General features: G+C 63.4%; 13 protein-coding genes. 6 read left to right on the plus strand and 7 right to left on the minus strand.

The window, feature by feature from the left end; all coding sequences use genetic code 11:
- Positions 1-1,347: a glutathione-disulfide reductase gene (gor, locus tag FHS54_RS07880; RefSeq protein ID WP_167303236.1), complete on the minus strand. Its 1,347-nt coding sequence runs from the start codon at positions 1,345-1,347 to the stop codon at positions 1-3.
- 66 nt (positions 1,348-1,413) lie between these two features.
- Complete coding sequence (gene pgi, locus FHS54_RS07885) at positions 1,414-2,922, minus strand: glucose-6-phosphate isomerase (protein WP_167303237.1); 1,509 nt, start codon at positions 2,920-2,922, stop codon at positions 1,414-1,416.
- Between the two features lie 179 nt (positions 2,923-3,101).
- On the opposite strand from pgi, the gene lepB reads away from it, so the two are divergent.
- The 4 genes from lepB to era all read left to right on the plus strand — a co-directional run bounded on the left by lepB (position 3,102) and on the right by era (position 5,892).
- Positions 3,102-3,926 (plus strand): signal peptidase I, encoded by an 825-nt coding sequence (gene lepB, locus FHS54_RS07890; RefSeq protein WP_167303238.1) that lies wholly within the window; start codon positions 3,102-3,104, stop codon positions 3,924-3,926.
- Entirely contained in the window at positions 3,923-4,594 is a 672-nt protein-coding gene (gene rnc / locus FHS54_RS07895; protein ID WP_167303239.1) for a ribonuclease III, read from the plus strand. Before lepB ends, rnc begins: the two co-directional genes overlap by 4 nt.
- Before the next feature lie 65 nt (positions 4,595-4,659).
- A complete protein-coding gene (locus tag FHS54_RS07900) occupies positions 4,660-4,947 on the plus strand; it encodes a GIY-YIG nuclease family protein (RefSeq protein ID WP_167303240.1) in 288 nt (95 codons plus the stop codon).
- A 36-nt stretch (positions 4,948-4,983) separates the two neighbouring features.
- On the plus strand, positions 4,984-5,892 hold the full coding sequence (era, locus tag FHS54_RS07905; RefSeq protein ID WP_167303241.1) for a GTPase Era: 909 nt from the start codon (positions 4,984-4,986) through the stop codon (positions 5,890-5,892).
- Between the two features lie 164 nt (positions 5,893-6,056).
- On the opposite strand, the gene topA is transcribed toward era, so the two are convergent.
- The 3 genes from topA to plsY all read right to left on the minus strand — a co-directional run bounded on the left by topA (position 6,057) and on the right by plsY (position 10,378).
- Complete coding sequence (gene topA, locus FHS54_RS07910; RefSeq protein WP_167303242.1) at positions 6,057-8,624, minus strand: type I DNA topoisomerase; 2,568 nt, start codon at positions 8,622-8,624, stop codon at positions 6,057-6,059.
- A gap of 75 nt (positions 8,625-8,699) precedes the next feature.
- On the minus strand, positions 8,700-9,782 hold the full coding sequence (gene dprA / locus FHS54_RS07915; protein ID WP_167303243.1) for a DNA-processing protein DprA: 1,083 nt from the start codon (positions 9,780-9,782) through the stop codon (positions 8,700-8,702).
- Positions 9,779-10,378, minus strand: a complete 600-nt coding sequence (gene plsY, locus FHS54_RS07920; protein WP_167303244.1) for a glycerol-3-phosphate 1-O-acyltransferase PlsY — start codon at positions 10,376-10,378, stop codon at positions 9,779-9,781. Before plsY ends, dprA begins: the two co-directional genes overlap by 4 nt.
- Positions 10,379-10,540: 162 nt before the next feature.
- Here plsY and murI point away from each other — a divergent pair, with 162 nt between their 5' ends.
- Both murI and hemA read left to right on the plus strand, forming a co-directional pair.
- Positions 10,541-11,344 carry a glutamate racemase gene (gene murI, locus FHS54_RS07925; RefSeq protein ID WP_167303245.1) on the plus strand — a complete coding sequence of 268 codons (804 nt, stop codon included), beginning with the start codon at positions 10,541-10,543 and terminating at the stop codon, positions 11,342-11,344.
- Positions 11,345-11,497: 153 nt separating this feature from the next.
- Entirely contained in the window at positions 11,498-12,718 is a 1,221-nt protein-coding gene (gene hemA / locus FHS54_RS07930) for a 5-aminolevulinate synthase (RefSeq protein ID WP_167303246.1), read from the plus strand.
- Positions 12,719-12,815: 97 nt separating this feature from the next.
- On the opposite strand, the gene FHS54_RS07935 is transcribed toward hemA, so the two are convergent.
- Together FHS54_RS07935 and FHS54_RS07940 are read right to left on the minus strand one after the other, a co-directional pair.
- A complete protein-coding gene (locus FHS54_RS07935) occupies positions 12,816-13,463 on the minus strand; it encodes a class I SAM-dependent methyltransferase (protein ID WP_167303247.1) in 648 nt (215 codons plus the stop codon).
- A complete protein-coding gene (locus FHS54_RS07940; RefSeq protein WP_167303248.1) occupies positions 13,463-14,680 on the minus strand; it encodes a BtaA family protein in 1,218 nt (405 codons plus the stop codon). The genes FHS54_RS07935 and FHS54_RS07940 overlap by 1 nt, the downstream gene beginning before the upstream one ends.
- Positions 14,681-14,738: the final 58 nt, after the last annotated feature.

A 14,738-nucleotide genomic window follows, 5' to 3' on the forward strand; every position in this document is an offset into this window, starting at 1 on the left:
CTATTTCAACAGCACCAGTTCCTCGGCCATGCTGGGATGCAGCGCAACCGTGTCATCGAACTGCTGCTTGGTCAGCCCCGCCTTGACCGCAATCGCCGCCGCCTGAAGTATCTCCGGCGCGTCAGGTCCGATCATGTGAAGCCCCACGACCCGGTTGGTCGTCGCATCCACCACCATCTTGTACAGCGCCCGTTCGTCCCGGCCCGCCAGCACATTCTTCATCGGTCGGAAGTCCGACGTATAGACCTTGACCGTGCCCAGCTTGTTCTTCGCCTGCGCTTCGGTCAGCCCCACCCCGGCCAGCGGCGGATGGCTGAACACGGCAGACGGCACGCAGGCATAATCCACCGTGCGCGGATTGTCGCCGAACACCGTGTCGGCAAAGGCGTGGCCTTCCCGAATGGCCACTGGCGTCAGTTGCAGCCGATCAGTGACGTCGCCCACCGCATAGATGCTCTCGCAACTGGTGCGGCTATACTCATCGACCTTGATCGCACCCTTGTCGTCCAGTTCCACATCCGCGCTTTCCAGCCCCAGTCCCTCGACATGCGGCTTGCGGCCCGTCGCAAACATCACCGTGTCGCAGGGGATCGGATCGCCACTTTTGAAATGGATGCACAGCGTGCCATCCGCATTCTTCTCTATCCGCTCCATCTCTGCATTGAAGCGGAACTGGATACCCTTCATCGTGGAAATTTGCAGCAGCCGGTCGCGGATCTGCTCATCATATCCGCGCAGCAGCACCGACGACCGGTTGACGATGGTCACATGGCTGCCAAGCTGATGGAAAATCCCCGCAAACTCATTGGCGATATAGCCGCCGCCCACGATCACGATCCGCTTGGGTGCATCCTCCAGATGGAAGGCTTCGTTGGAGGTAATGCCATGCTCGGCCCCTTCCAGGTCCGGCACGACAGGCCAGGCACCCGTGGAAATCAGGATATATTTCGCGGTGACTTCGCGCCCGCCCGACAGCTTCACCGAATGCGGCCCGGTGATGGTCGCGCGCTCCGGGATCATCTCGACCTTGTGGCTTTCCAGGGTGTTCTTGTAGAGTCCCTCCAGCCGGTCGACTTCGGCCAGCACATTGTCGCGCAGCACTTTCCACTCAAAGCCGCAGTCCGGCACGTTCCACCCGAAACGGCGCGCATCCTTCAGATCCTCGGCGAAATGCGCGCCATAGATCAGCAGCTTCTTGGGCACGCAGCCACGGATGACGCAGGTCCCGCCGACCCGATATTCCTCCGCCACCGCGACCTTCGCGCCATGCGCGGCGGCAACGCGGGAAGCGCGGACGCCGCCCGAACCTGCGCCGATGACGAAAAGGTCGAAATCATAATCGCTCATGCCTGCCTCCGCTGGGATGAGCCGCGATATGGCGGCGTCCCACCGAAGTTACAAAGACTTTCGCGTTCAGGCCGCGCCACCCAAAGCAAGATTGATCAGCGCCATCGTCGATGGATCGAACCCTTTGGGGCCGTCCGTCTCGATCGACTTCGCGATTTCCTTGCCCAGCTCCACGCCGAACTGATCGAACGGGTTGATCCCCATCAATACGGCATTGGCAAAGGTGCGATGCTCATAAAAGGCGATCAGCGCACCCAGCGCGTCCGGCGTCACATCATCCAGCAGGATCGTGGTCGACGGACGGTTGCCGGGATAGGCCCGCGCCGGATCGGCATCATTCGCCCGCCCCTGCATCAACGCAGCGCCCTGCGCGAAACAGTTGACCAACAGCGCCCTGTGATGCGCCGGGTCCAGCGCATGGCCCGGCTCGATGGAGGCAACGAATTCGACCGGCGTCAGCACCGTCCCCTGATGCAGCAGCTGGAACACCGCATGCTGCGCATCGGTGCCCACCCCGCCCCAGGTGATCGGCGCACTGGGTCCATCGACCGGCTGGCCGTCGCGGGTCACGCTCTTGCCATTACTCTCCATTTCCAGCTGCTGGAGGTAAGATGGAAGCAGCCGCAGCCGCTCATCATAAGCGAACAGCGCGCGCGTCTGGCATCCCACGACCCGCGTATAATATTGATCGACAAAGGCCGCGATCAGCGGCGCATTGGCATGGATCGGGGACAGGCGGAAATGCCGGTCCATCGCCGCCGCGCCTTCCAGCAAACTCTCGAACGCATCCCAGCCCAGCGCCAGCGCCGCCGGAAAACCGATGGATGACCAGAGCGAATAGCGCCCCCCCACGCTTTCGGAAAAGGGAAGGATGCGGGTTTCGTCCACGCCCCATTCAATCGCCTTTTCCGGCGATGCCGTCAGGGCGATGACCCGGCCATAGGGGTCCTCGACCCCACTTTCGACCATCCAGTTTATCGCGCTGGCCGCGTTCAGCATGGTTTCGGTGGTGGTAAAGGTCTTGGAAGCCACCGCGATCAAAGTGGCCTCAGGATCAAAGCGCGAAATCGCGCGCTCCAGCGCCGTTCCATCGACATTGGACACGATCGCCACGTCATAACGCGCACCATCGCCACCCAGTGCATCGATGATCAGGTCCGGGCCTAGTGCGGACCCACCGATGCCGATGTGCAGGATGTGACGGATCGGCCCCAGCGCCTCCCCCTCAATCGCATCGATCAGCGCCCGCATCCGGGCATGAAACATCTTGGCGCGGGACACGCTTTGCGCATTGCCCTCGCCCCGCTCCGCTGGATGTTCAGCGGCGCGGCCCTCACTATTGTTGATCGGCTCGCCCGCGAACAGCGCATCGCGCTGGGCAGCAAATCCCTTGTCCCCGGCCAGCTTTACAAAGCCGTCCAGCAGTTCATCGGTCAGGTGCGTCTTGGACCAATCGAAACGGATCGGCCCCTGGGTGAGCGTGAATTTGGTCAGCCGATCGGGATCCGCCGTGAAAATGGACTTGAGTTCCACCTGGGGAAGCGCCGCGATGGCCTCCAGTGCAGGGCTGGACATGGACAAGGGAATCCTCTTTGCCGTTGATCGGTATCGACGCCGCACCCGTCGATTCCTGCCCCTCTTAGCCAAGCCTGTCGATCATTGCACCGCCCCTTGCGCTTGACGCCGGGTTTCCCAGGCAGCAAAAGCCGCGTCGGCCTGTTTTCAAGGCGGAATGAAGGGTTAGACGACATAGCATGAGCGCAAAATCCGAAACGCGGGACTTCATCTGGTTTCTCGCAAAGCTGGCGGTGTTCGTCTTCGTTCTGCGCAGCTTCATCGTCTCCCCCTTCAACATTCCGTCGGAATCGATGCAGCCGCGCCTGCTGATCGGGGATTATCTGCTCGTCGCCAAATGGCCCTATGGCTATTCGCGCTATTCGCTGCCGTTCAACCTGCCGCTGATTCCGGGCCGCCTGTTCGCCTCTACGCCCGAACGGGGCGACGTCGCCGTGTTCAAGGCACCGCCCAGCCAGAAAAACGATTATATCAAGCGCGTGATCGGCCTGCCGGGCGACATGATCTCGGTACGGGGCGGCACGGTCTACCTCAATGGTCAGGCCATCCCGAAACAGAAGGTCGCCGACCTCGTCATCCCGGTTTCGCCCAACATGCTGGACGCCGCCGCAAAGGAAGGCAGCCCATCGCCCTGCTACCGGCCAAAGTTTGAGGAAGACGCGGCCAATGGCGGCAGGCAGTGCCGCTATCCGCAATATCGTGAAACGCTGCCCGGTGGGAAAAGCTACAATGTGCTCGACCTCGTTCCCGATGGCGTGGCCGATGATCGTGACACTGTGCTGGTGCCCGAAGGCCATCTGTTCATGATGGGCGACAATCGCGATCGCAGCGCCGACAGCCGCTTCCCCGCTGTCGAAGGCGGCGGCATCGGCCTCGTCCCCCAGGAAAATCTGGTGGGCAAGGCGATGGTCTCGGTCTTCTCCACCGACGGCAGCGCCAACTGGCTGCTCCCCTGGACCTGGTTCACCGCAGCGCGCTGGAACCGCATCGGGGAAGGTTTTTGACGAAGCCCGACACGGCTGGCTGGCTCGCCGGATTGATCGGGCGCGCGCCCAAAGATCCGGTCGCCTTCACCCAGGCGCTGACCCATGGCAGCGCCAACGCCGTCAATTATGAGCGGCTGGAATTTCTGGGCGACCGAATCCTCGGCCTGCTCATCGCCGAATGGCTTTACGATCGCTTTCCCACTGAACCGGAAGGCAAGCTTTCCCGCCGCTTCAACGCGCTCGTTTCCGGCGAAACCTGCGCCGAAGTCGCGCGCGGAGCCGGTGTGCCGACCCATCTCATCCTGGGCAAACAGGCCCGCGACGACGGCGCCACCGACAGCGACAATGTGCTGGGCGACGTCATGGAAGCATTGATCGGCGCCCTCTATCTGGAAGCCGGACTGGACGAAGCACGCGCCCTCGTCCGCCGCCTGTGGGGCAGCCGGGTCGACACACAGGAAAGCGCACCCAAACATCCCAAGTCCACGCTTCAGGAATGGGCCGCCGCAAACCGCCGCAAACCGCCCGAATATGCCCTGACCGACCGCTCAGGCCCGCATCACGCATTGCGGTTCACCGTGACCGTCTCCATCAAGGGCGCAGGCGAAGCCAGCGCGACCGGCAGCAGCAAGCAGGAAGCAGAAACAGCAGCAGCGCAGGCTCTGCTGGATAAGCTCTCCACATAGAGACGCCGCCCCCACCCCGTTCGCCCTGAGCCTGTCGAAGGGCCTTCCTTTTTCTGAGCGTACTCATGCCCTTCTGGACCTACATGCTCCACTGCGCCGACCGCAGCTTCTACACAGGCCACACGGATGATCTGCAAACCCGCATCGCCCAGCATGAAGCAGGTGCCACCCCAGGCTACACCGAAAACCGAAGACCTCTAAAACTGGTCTGGTCGCAGCAGTTCGGAACCCGTATGGAGGCGCTGGAAGCAGAGCGCCAAATCAAGGGCTGGAGCCGAGCCAAGAAACTGGCGCTGATCCGTGAGGATTGGAAACTGATCTCCATGTTGGCGCGCTCGAACAAAGAAAAGTAAGGCGCTTCGACAGGCTCAGCGCGAACGGAGTAGAATTTGGAAGTTTCAGTACCTCAACAACGCTGCGGCGTCGTCGCCATCGTCGGTGCGCCCAACGCGGGCAAATCCACCCTGGTCAACGCACTCGTCGGCCAAAAGGTCGCGATCACCAGTCCCAAGGCGCAGACCACCCGCACCCGCGTGATGGGCGTCGCGATCGAAGGCGATACGCAGATGGTGCTGGTCGACACGCCGGGCATCTTCGCGCCCAAGCGTCGTCTCGACCGCGCCATGGTTCAGGCCGCATGGGGTGGCGCGCAGGGTGCGGACCTCATCGCGCTGATCGTCGATGGCAAAGCGGGTCTTGGTTCCAAGATGGAACCGATCATCTCCGCTCTCGCCGCGCGCCCGGAAAAAAAATGGCTGATCCTCAACAAGGTCGATATCGCCATCAAGGAAAAGCTGCTGGTTCACACCCAGCGGCTCTATGAACAACTGGACATCGCCGAAACCTATTTCATATCGGCCCAGACCGGCGACGGCCTGCCCGAACTGAAAACCGCCTTCGCAGCCGCCATGCCCGAAGGTCCCTGGCACTTCCCCGAAGATCAGGTGTCCGACGCCACCGACCGAATGATGGCCGCCGAAATCACGCGCGAGCAGCTTTATCACCAGCTCCACGCCGAACTTCCCTATTCCGCCGCCGTCGATACGGAACAATATAAGGAACGGGAGGACGGCTCGGTCGAAATCCACCAGCAGATCCTCGTCGGTCGCTCCAGCCAGCGCGCTATCGTGCTGGGCAAGGGCGGTCAACGCCTCAAGGAAATCGGATCAAAGGCCCGCGCAGAGCTGGCCCAGCTGATGGGCGTCAAAGTCCACCTCTACCTCCACGTCAAGGTGAAGGAAGATTGGGAAGACGACCGCTTCATCTATCGCGACATCGGCCTGGACTGGGTGGAGTAGCGCACCCCAACCCATTCACACCCACCCAACCCATTCAAGCCCACCCAACGCCCGTTCGGGCTGAGCCTGTCGAAGCCCTCCACTTCTCTTGGAAGAAAAGTAAGGCCCTTCGACATTTGAGCGAGACACGTGTCTCGCTCAAACAGGGCGAGCAGAGATAGCGTCTACTCCGCCGCTTCCTTCTTCTTCGCAGCTGCCTTTTTAGCCGGTGCTTTCTTGGCGGTCGACTTCTTCGCCGCAGCCTTTTTAGGGGCCGCCTTCTTCTTCCCCTTCTTCGCCGGAGCCGCCGCAGCCCGCGCGTCGATCAACTGGGCCGCTTCCTCCAGCGTCAACGCATCCTTGTCGATCGTCTTGGGCAGCGTCGCATTGGTCGTGCCGTCAGTGACATAGGCGCCATAGCGACCCTCCATCAGCTTGATCTCGGCCTCGGTGCGCGGATGCGCGCCCAGCACCTTCAACGGCTCACGCCCGGCGCTGCGTGGCCCGCGCGTCGCCGCCTCGGCCAGCTTCACCACGGCGCTGTTCATCCCGACCTCGAAAATCTCCGACGTCGATGACAGTCGCCCATATTTGCCGTCATGCAGCAGATACGGCCCAAACCGCCCGATATTGGCAACAATCGGCTTGCCCGTTTCCGGGTGCAGCCCAACCTCACGCGGCAGGCTCAGCAGCTTCACCGCCCATTCCAACGTCATTTCGCCATCGGGCAGATCCTTGGGAATGGAGCCACGCTTGGCCTCCTTCCCCTCGCCCATTTCGATATAGGGGCCAAAGCGCCCGGATTTGCGAACGATGTCTTGCCCGGTTTCGGGATGCTGACCCAGCACCTCCGGCCCCTTGTCCTCGCCCCCGTCGGCACCGCCGGGCTGTCCGAACTTGCGCGTATATTTGCACTCAGGATAATTGGAGCAGGCGATAAACGCGCCAAACCGGCCACCGCGCAGCGACAATTGCCCGTCGCCGCACATCGGGCAAGCGCGCGGGTTGCTGCCGTCGGTCTTGGGCGGGAACAGCATCGGCTCCAGAAACTTGTCCAGCTCCGCCGTGATGTCGGACGGCTTCTGCTCCATCACCTCGGCGGTCTTGGGCTTGAAGTCGCGCCAGAATGCCTCCAGCACTTCCTGCCACTGGGCACGGCCCCCAGAAATCTCGTCCAGCTCGTCCTCAAGGCCCGCGGTGAAGTCATAGGACACATAGCGTTCGAAGAATCGCTCCAGGAACGCCGTCACCAACCGCCCGCTCTCCTCCGCGAAAAAGCGGTTCTTCTCGACCCGTACATAGTCGCGGTCCTTGAGCACCTGCAGCGTCGAGGCATAGGTGGACGGACGCCCGATCCCCAACTCCTCCAGCCGCTTGACCAAGGATGCTTCCGAAAAGCGCGGCGGCGGCTGGGTGAAATGCTGCTCCGCCGTCACCTTCTTCTTGGCTGGGGTGTCCCCCTCGGCCATGCGCGGCAACAGCTTTGAATCATCATCCTCGCTGTCGTCGCGGCCTTCCTCATACAGCGCCAGGAAGCCGGGGAAGATCACCACCTGACCCGTCGCCCGCAGCCCATGCTGGCCCGTGCCATCCACCAGATCGATCGTCGTCCGCTCCAACCGCGCCGAAGCCATCTGGCTCGCCAGCGCCCGCTTGTAGATCAGGTCGTACAGCCGCGCATGATCGCCCGACCCCACCTTGTCCCGGTTAAACTCGGTCGGACGGATGGCCTCATGCGCTTCCTGCGCATTCTTGGCTTTGGTCTGATATTGGCGCGGCTTTTCCGGCAGGTAACCGCCGTCATAACGCTCCGCAATCGCCTTGCGCGCGGCGGAAATGGCACTGCCGTCCATCTGCACGCCATCGGTACGCATGTAAGTGATCGCGCCATCCTCATAGAGCTGCTGCGCGATCCGCATCGTATGGCTGGCGGAAAAGCCCAGCTTGCGCGCGGCCTCCTGCTGCAACGTCGAAGTCGTGAACGGCGCGGGAGGATTGCGCGAAACCGGCTTGGTCTCGACCTTTTCTACCGTAAAGCGCCCGGCCTCCACATCCGCCTTAGCGGCCATGGCGTCGCCTTCCTTGCCGATGGTCAGCCGGTCGATCTTCTCGCCCTTCCAACGCACCAGTCGCGCGGTAAAGCCTTGCCCGCCCTGCTCCATTTCAGCCGCGACCGACCAATATTCCTGCGCGACAAAGCTCTCAATCTCGCGCTCACGTTCGACTACCAGCCGCAACGCGACCGACTGCACCCGCCCGGCAGACTTCGCCCCCGGCAACTTGCGCCACAGCACCGGCGACAACGTGAAGCCCACCAGATAATCGAGCGCCCGCCGCGCCCGATAGGCGTCGATCAAATCCTCATCCAGCGCGCGCGGCTTCGCCATCGCGTCCAGCACCGCAGCCTTTGTAATCGCGTTGAAGGTCACGCGGTCCACCGTCGCAGGCAGCGCCTTCTTCGCCCGCAGCACTTCCTGCACATGCCAACTGATCGCTTCCCCCTCACGGTCAGGGTCAGTCGCCAGGATCAATCGGGTCGCCTTCTTCGCCTCGTCCGTAATGGCCTTGAGCTGCTTGCCCTTGTCGCCATAATTCTCCCAACTCATGGCAAAGCCCGCATCGGGGTCTACCGATCCGTCCTTGGGCGGCAGGTCGCGGATATGGCCATAGCTGGCGAGAACGTGGAAATCCCCGCCCAGATATTTCTCGATGGTCTTCGCCTTGGCTGGCGATTCAACGATAACAAGCTGCATTAATGCCCCGGTCTTTTAAGTGCTCTCACGTACACGCGCGAGTCTGGAAGCCGATAGCAGGCGACGTCAATAGCATCATGACAGGCTCACCTTGCCACCCGCATGGCGTTCCAGCCGCGCCGCCAGCTCCAGTTCCAGCAGCACCGTCTGCACGATGGCGGGGCTAAGGCCGGACAGGCGGATAAGCTCATCGACCGGCACGGGCGCATGGCCCAGCAGGCCCGTCACCTCCGCGCGGTCGCGGGCGGCCACGTCAGCCGACACAGGCTCCCCTGCGAAGTTCAGGCTTCCCTGCCGCACCATGCGCACATCAATCCCGCCTATCGCTTCCATGACGTCAGCGCCGTCCTGCACCAACGTCGCGCCCTCGCGAATCAGCTGGTTGCATCCCTGCGCACGCGGGTCGAGCGGCGATCCCGGAACCGCCATCACCTCACGCCCCGCCTCAGCAGCCAGCCGCGCCGTAATCAGCGACCCGGAACGCGGCGCCGCTTCGACCACCACCGTCCCGGCGCTCAGCCCTGCTATGATCCGGTTGCGCGCCGGAAAGTGCCGGGCGAGCGGCTGCGTTCCGGGCGGATGCTCCGTCACCAATAATCCCTCATTCGCCAGTTGCTCCTGCAACGCGGCATTTTCCGGCGGAAAGACGACATCGATCCCGCAGGCGATGACGCCGATCGTCCCGGTAGCGACCGATCCCTGATGCGCCGCCGTATCGATCCCCCGCGCCAGCCCGGACACCGTCACAGCACCCCGGTGCCCCAGATCCTGCGCCAGCGTCCGGGCGAACCGGCAAGCCGCCGCCGAAGCGTTGCGCGCGCCCACCATCGCCACGCACTGCCGCGTGGCCAGCGTAACATCGCCCCGCACGATCAGGGCAGGCGGCGCGCCTTCCATCTGGTCCAGCAAAAACGGATAATCGGCGTCCCCCATCAGCAGATAGCGGCCACCCACAGCGCGGCTGCGCGCGATTTCCTGCTCCACGACTGCGGCGTCGGCCACGCTGCCCTTGCCCCCGCCACGCGCCGCCAGTTCAGGCACCGCACGAAGCGCCTCTGCCGCCGTGCCAAAGCGCGCAATCAACTCCCTGAAAGTGACCGGCCCGATCCGTGGAGACCGGATCAGGCGAAGGCGATCGAACCTCTCCTGCTCGCTCACCCCTTGGCGGCTCCGATCTTGGGTTCCGTGCCTTTTGCCAAGCGGGCAATGTTCGCCCTGTGCCGCCACAGCACGATCAGCGCGAGCGCCAGCGCCACGGGGACCAGGTCGATCCGGTCCATGAACCACATGGCGACCGGCGCGCTGACCGCCGCCGCCATGCCGCCTACCGACGACCATCGCGTGCCGAACAGCGCCGCCAGCCACACCAGGGCAAACACGATCCCGGCGGGCCAGTGGAGCGCCGTGATCACCCCCATCATCGTCGCGACCCCCTTGCCCCCGGCAAAGCGCAGCCAGACCGGGTAGCAATGGCCGATAAAGGCCATCGCGCCCGCCATCGGCCCGCCGCCATCGATCAGCGCCGCACCGATCAGCACGGCAGCAGCGCCCTTTATCAGGTCGAGCAGCAAGGTAGCCGCCGCCAACCCTTTCCGCCCGGTCCGCAGCACGTTGGTGGCGCCGATATTGCCCGACCCGATCTGCCGCAGGTCGCCCGCCCCGGTCATACGTGTCAACAACAGCCCAAAGGGAATGGAACCGAGCAGATAGCCGATCAGCAGGACGGTCGCGGGAATTAGCCAGGGAGGGTTCATAATCTCGCCGAAATGATTGCGGCGCGACCATAGCGTTGCCGTCGCCGGGGGCAATGGTGAAGCTGCCCACCCCGAAACAAATCCTCCCCGCGCATCTGGCATAGGGAGGAACAGGAACCCAATGTTGACAGCCCCACCCTCACCCGCGACATGTGCCCCATAATGAAAGTCGCACCATCCGCCCCCCTGCTATTTTTCGATTCCGGCGTCGGTGGGCTATCCATCCTCGCCCCGGCGCGCGCATTGTTGCCGACCGCGCCGATCGTCTATGCCGCCGACAGCGCCGGTTTCCCCTATGGGACCAAGAGCGAGGCGGAAATCGCCGCCCGTGTGCCTGCCTTGCTGGGTCGGCTGGTGGAACGTTTCCGCCCCCGTCTGGCGGTGATCGCCTGCAACACCGCGTCGACCATCGCCTTATCCGCCGTGCGCGCCGCGCTCAACATTCCCGTTGTCGGCACGGTCCCGGCGATCAAGCCCGCCGCGCTGATGTCGCAAAGCCGCGTCTTCGGCGTTCTCGGCACCGACGCCACCGTGCGCCAGCCCTATGTCGACCGGCTCGCCGCCGAATTCGGGGCCGACTGCACCGTCCTGCGCCATGGTTCGGCTGCGCTGGTCCAACTGGCCGAAGCAAAGCTGCGCGGCGAACCGCTCGACCCCGCCATTGCGAAAGATGCGCTCGCAGGCCTTCTGGAACAGCCGGGCGGCGACCGGATGGATATCGTCGTCCTTGCCTGCACCCATTTCCCGTTGGTGGAGGCGGAACTTGCCGCCGCCGCGCCCCGTCCGCTGCGCTTTGTCCATGGCGGCGAAGGCATCGCTCGGCGCATCGCCTATCTGACGCAGGGGCAGTCCTGGCCCTCATCGCCTCCGCCCGGAAAGGCCGTGTTCACCCGCCTCGACGGCAGCGTCGCCACGCTCGCCACCGCGCTGTCGGACTTCGGAATTGACGAGATGGAAGCACTCTAGGGGGTGGGACCTTTGGTCCACTCCCAACTTCCTCTATCAATATGCTAGCTATTTCTCCCTGGCGCTGCGAACGGTTATCGCTGGTAATAGGGCGGCGCAGCAGGTAAACGGCCCGCTAGAGGGGATGCGGGCCACAAGGGACTAGGGCGTCAGGTGAATTACAAGCATATCTTCGCACAGGCGATTGACCGGCTTCATGAAGAAGGCCGTTATCGAGTGTTCATCGATATCCTGCGCAACCGGGGTTCCTTCCCCAATGCCCGCTGCTTCCACGGTCATAACGGCCCAAAACCGATCACCGTCTGGTGCTCGAACGACTATCTGGCCATGGGTCAACATCCCAAGGTCGTCGCCGCCATGGAAGAGGCGCTGCACGATGTCGGCGCAGGCTCCGGCGGCACCCGCAACATCGGCGGCAACACCCATTATCATGTCGATCTGGAAGGCGAACTGGCCGATCTGCATGGCAAGGAAGCGGCACTGCTGTTCACGTCGGGCTATGTCTCGAACGAAGCGGCGCTCTCCACACTTGGCAAGCTGCTGCCCGGCTGCATCGTCTTTTCCGACGAACTGAATCACGCCTCGATGATCGCGGGCATTCGCAATTCGGGCTGTGAAAAGCGCGTATTCCGCCACAATGACCTCGATCACCTCCGCGAACTTCTCGAAGCGGAAGATCCCGAAGCGCCCAAGCTGATTGCCTTTGAAAGCGTCTATTCGATGGACGGCGACGTCGCGCCGATCGCCGCGATCTGCGACCTGGCTGACGAATATAACGCGCTCACCTATCTGGACGAAGTTCATGCGGTCGGCATGTATGGCCCCCGTGGCGGCGGCATTTCCGAACGCGATGAAGTCGCGCATCGGCTGACCATCATTGAAGGAACGCTGGGCAAGGCGTTCGGCGTCATGGGCGGCTATATCGCCGCCGACCAGATGATCGTGGACGTGATCCGCAGCTATGCGCCGGGCTTCATCTTCACCACATCGCTTTCGCCCGTGCTGGTCGCAGGCGTGCTGGCGAGCGTCCGTCACCTCAAACAGTCTAACGACGAACGCGAAGGCCAGCAGGCCGCCGCCGCAACGCTCAAGCGGCTGATGGCGGAATCCGGTCTGCCGGTCATGCCTTCGGTCACGCATATCGTGCCGCTGATGGTCGGCGATCCGGTAAAGGCAAAGCGCATCAGCGACATATTGCTCGCCGAATATGGCGCCTATGTGCAGCCGATCAACTATCCCACCGTCCCACGCGGCACGGAACGCCTGCGGTTCACCCCCGGCCCTGCCCACACGGTCGAAATGATGCAGGAACTGGTCCAGGCCCTCGTCGAAATCTGGGACCGGCTGGAACTGGAACTCAAGAAGGCCGCCTGACGCCACCCGCGCCGTGCTCCTGCGAAGGCAGGAGCCCAGTCCGTCGGTTTGAACTAAGCTCCATACCCACGCAGCAGCACTCGCGCTCTGGATCCACTCAAACCCGGATCAATCCCCCGCGCACCGCATAGCCGCGATACAGCGCCCGACTATGCGGGAACCCGCCCACATCCACTGCCAGCCTCTCGATCACCCGTTTGAGGTCCGCGCGCGGCGATACATGAAACTTCGCCAGCCACCCGAACAGCGCCTGTTTCCAAAGGGCAGGCAACCCCTCCTGCTGCCCGAAATCGACGACCTCCAGCCTGCCGCCATGCGCGACGCACTGCGCCGCTTGCCGCAGCGCGCTTTCCCAGTTCGGGATCATCGACAGCGCATAGCTGATGAACACCCGCTCGAACGCCTGACGCCCGAACAGCGCCGCCGCGTCAAACCCGCATGCATCCCCCTGCACCAGCACGACCCTGTCCGCCATGCCCGCTTTCGCCACGGCCTTTCGCGCCGTTTCCAACATCACCTCGGAAATATCGACGCCGTAAAGCCGCGCCTGCGGCCATGCGCGTCCCACGGCGATCAGGTTCCGCCCGGTCCCGCACCCGATTTCCAGCACCGCCCCGCCAGCCGGAGGCGCTAGTTCGGCAATCAGATCGTCTCGCCCCAGCAGATAATATTTGCGCGACAGGTCATAAATGTGGCGCTGACGCCGGTAAACGCTGTCCATCAGCCCATCATGCCCCCCGCTCATCACGCGTCCTTCAGCACATAGAGATGCACGCCGCCATAGATGGCCGACCGGTCGCGCGCCGTGTGCCCACGCGATTCCTCCGCTCGATAGTCCCAGCGCGACAGCAGCGCGTCATCGACGCGGCCCGGCAGGATGCTCGGTTCCCCGGCGGTGCGGAACAGCACCCGCGCTCCTGGCCGCGCCGTGCGCGTGATCTGCGCCCACAGCGCGTTCAACTGCGCATCGTCCATCCAATCCTGCGCGTCCAGCAGCACATAGCGATCAGCCGAACCTGCCGATTGCGAGCCGAGGAAGTCGGTGAAGTTCGCATGCCGCACGTCCACCCGCCCCGTCCGCCCTGCCACCGCAGCATGGTTGTCCGATCGCAGATAGGGCGGCAAAGGCCCTTCACCGCCAGCATAGCCGCGTCCGAACGCCTGCACGGCGAAATAATTGTCTGTGATATCAAAGTCGCAGGCGAGCTTCCTCAGACGCGCCTTGAGCACCGCGTCCATCCGTTCATCGCCCGCCAGCGCCTCATATTGCGCCGGTGGGATGCCCAACCCGAACAGCGAAGCCGGTTGGCCGGTCAGCCACCGCATGAAGGCGCTGTCGAACACCGGGGCGATTTCAGCGTCGAAAATCAGGCGCTGCTCCTCGATCGTCCGGGCATCCAGCATGCGCCGGGGATCGACGCCATGCAGCCGCGCCAGCAGGTGCGCCGCGCCGATGAAGCGGCCCAGCAGCCCATGCCTGTATATGCCCCGCGCAAATCCCCCGATCCGTCGCCGCCCGATCAGGTCGCGACCTTCCCAATAGCGCCGCGTCGCTTCGTCCAGATGGGGCGCGACATGCGCGCGATAGGCCGCCACATTGTCCCGGCAATCGGCCTTGGCAAAGAAACGATGGAACGCCGCATGATCCGGCAATGTTCGTGCGGCCACCAGCTTCAGCCGGTTGAGCGCGATATGCGCCGTGTTCAGGTCCACCGCCGTAATCTTTGCCGGATCGGCGGTCAGATAGCTCAGCACATTGCACCCGCCCGAAGCGATGGTGACGACATGACAGTCCGCCGTAATCGCCAGCGCGTTCATGTCCACCTCCGGGTCTTCCCATATCTGGGCATAGACCAGACCCCGGAACGCGAAGGTGAAGGCCCGCTCCAGCAATCCCTGTTTCGACAAATGCCGATGCCGATGCACGGCGCGCGTGATGTTCCGATGTGCCGCAGATGCCATATGCCGCGCTTCCTTCTGCCAGTCGTTCCCGACCGTTTAGGACCGCGCCATGTCGGCG

The organism is Sphingobium vermicomposti, assembly GCF_011762025.1.
GTDB lineage: Bacteria > Pseudomonadota > Alphaproteobacteria > Sphingomonadales > Sphingomonadaceae > Sphingobium > Sphingobium vermicomposti.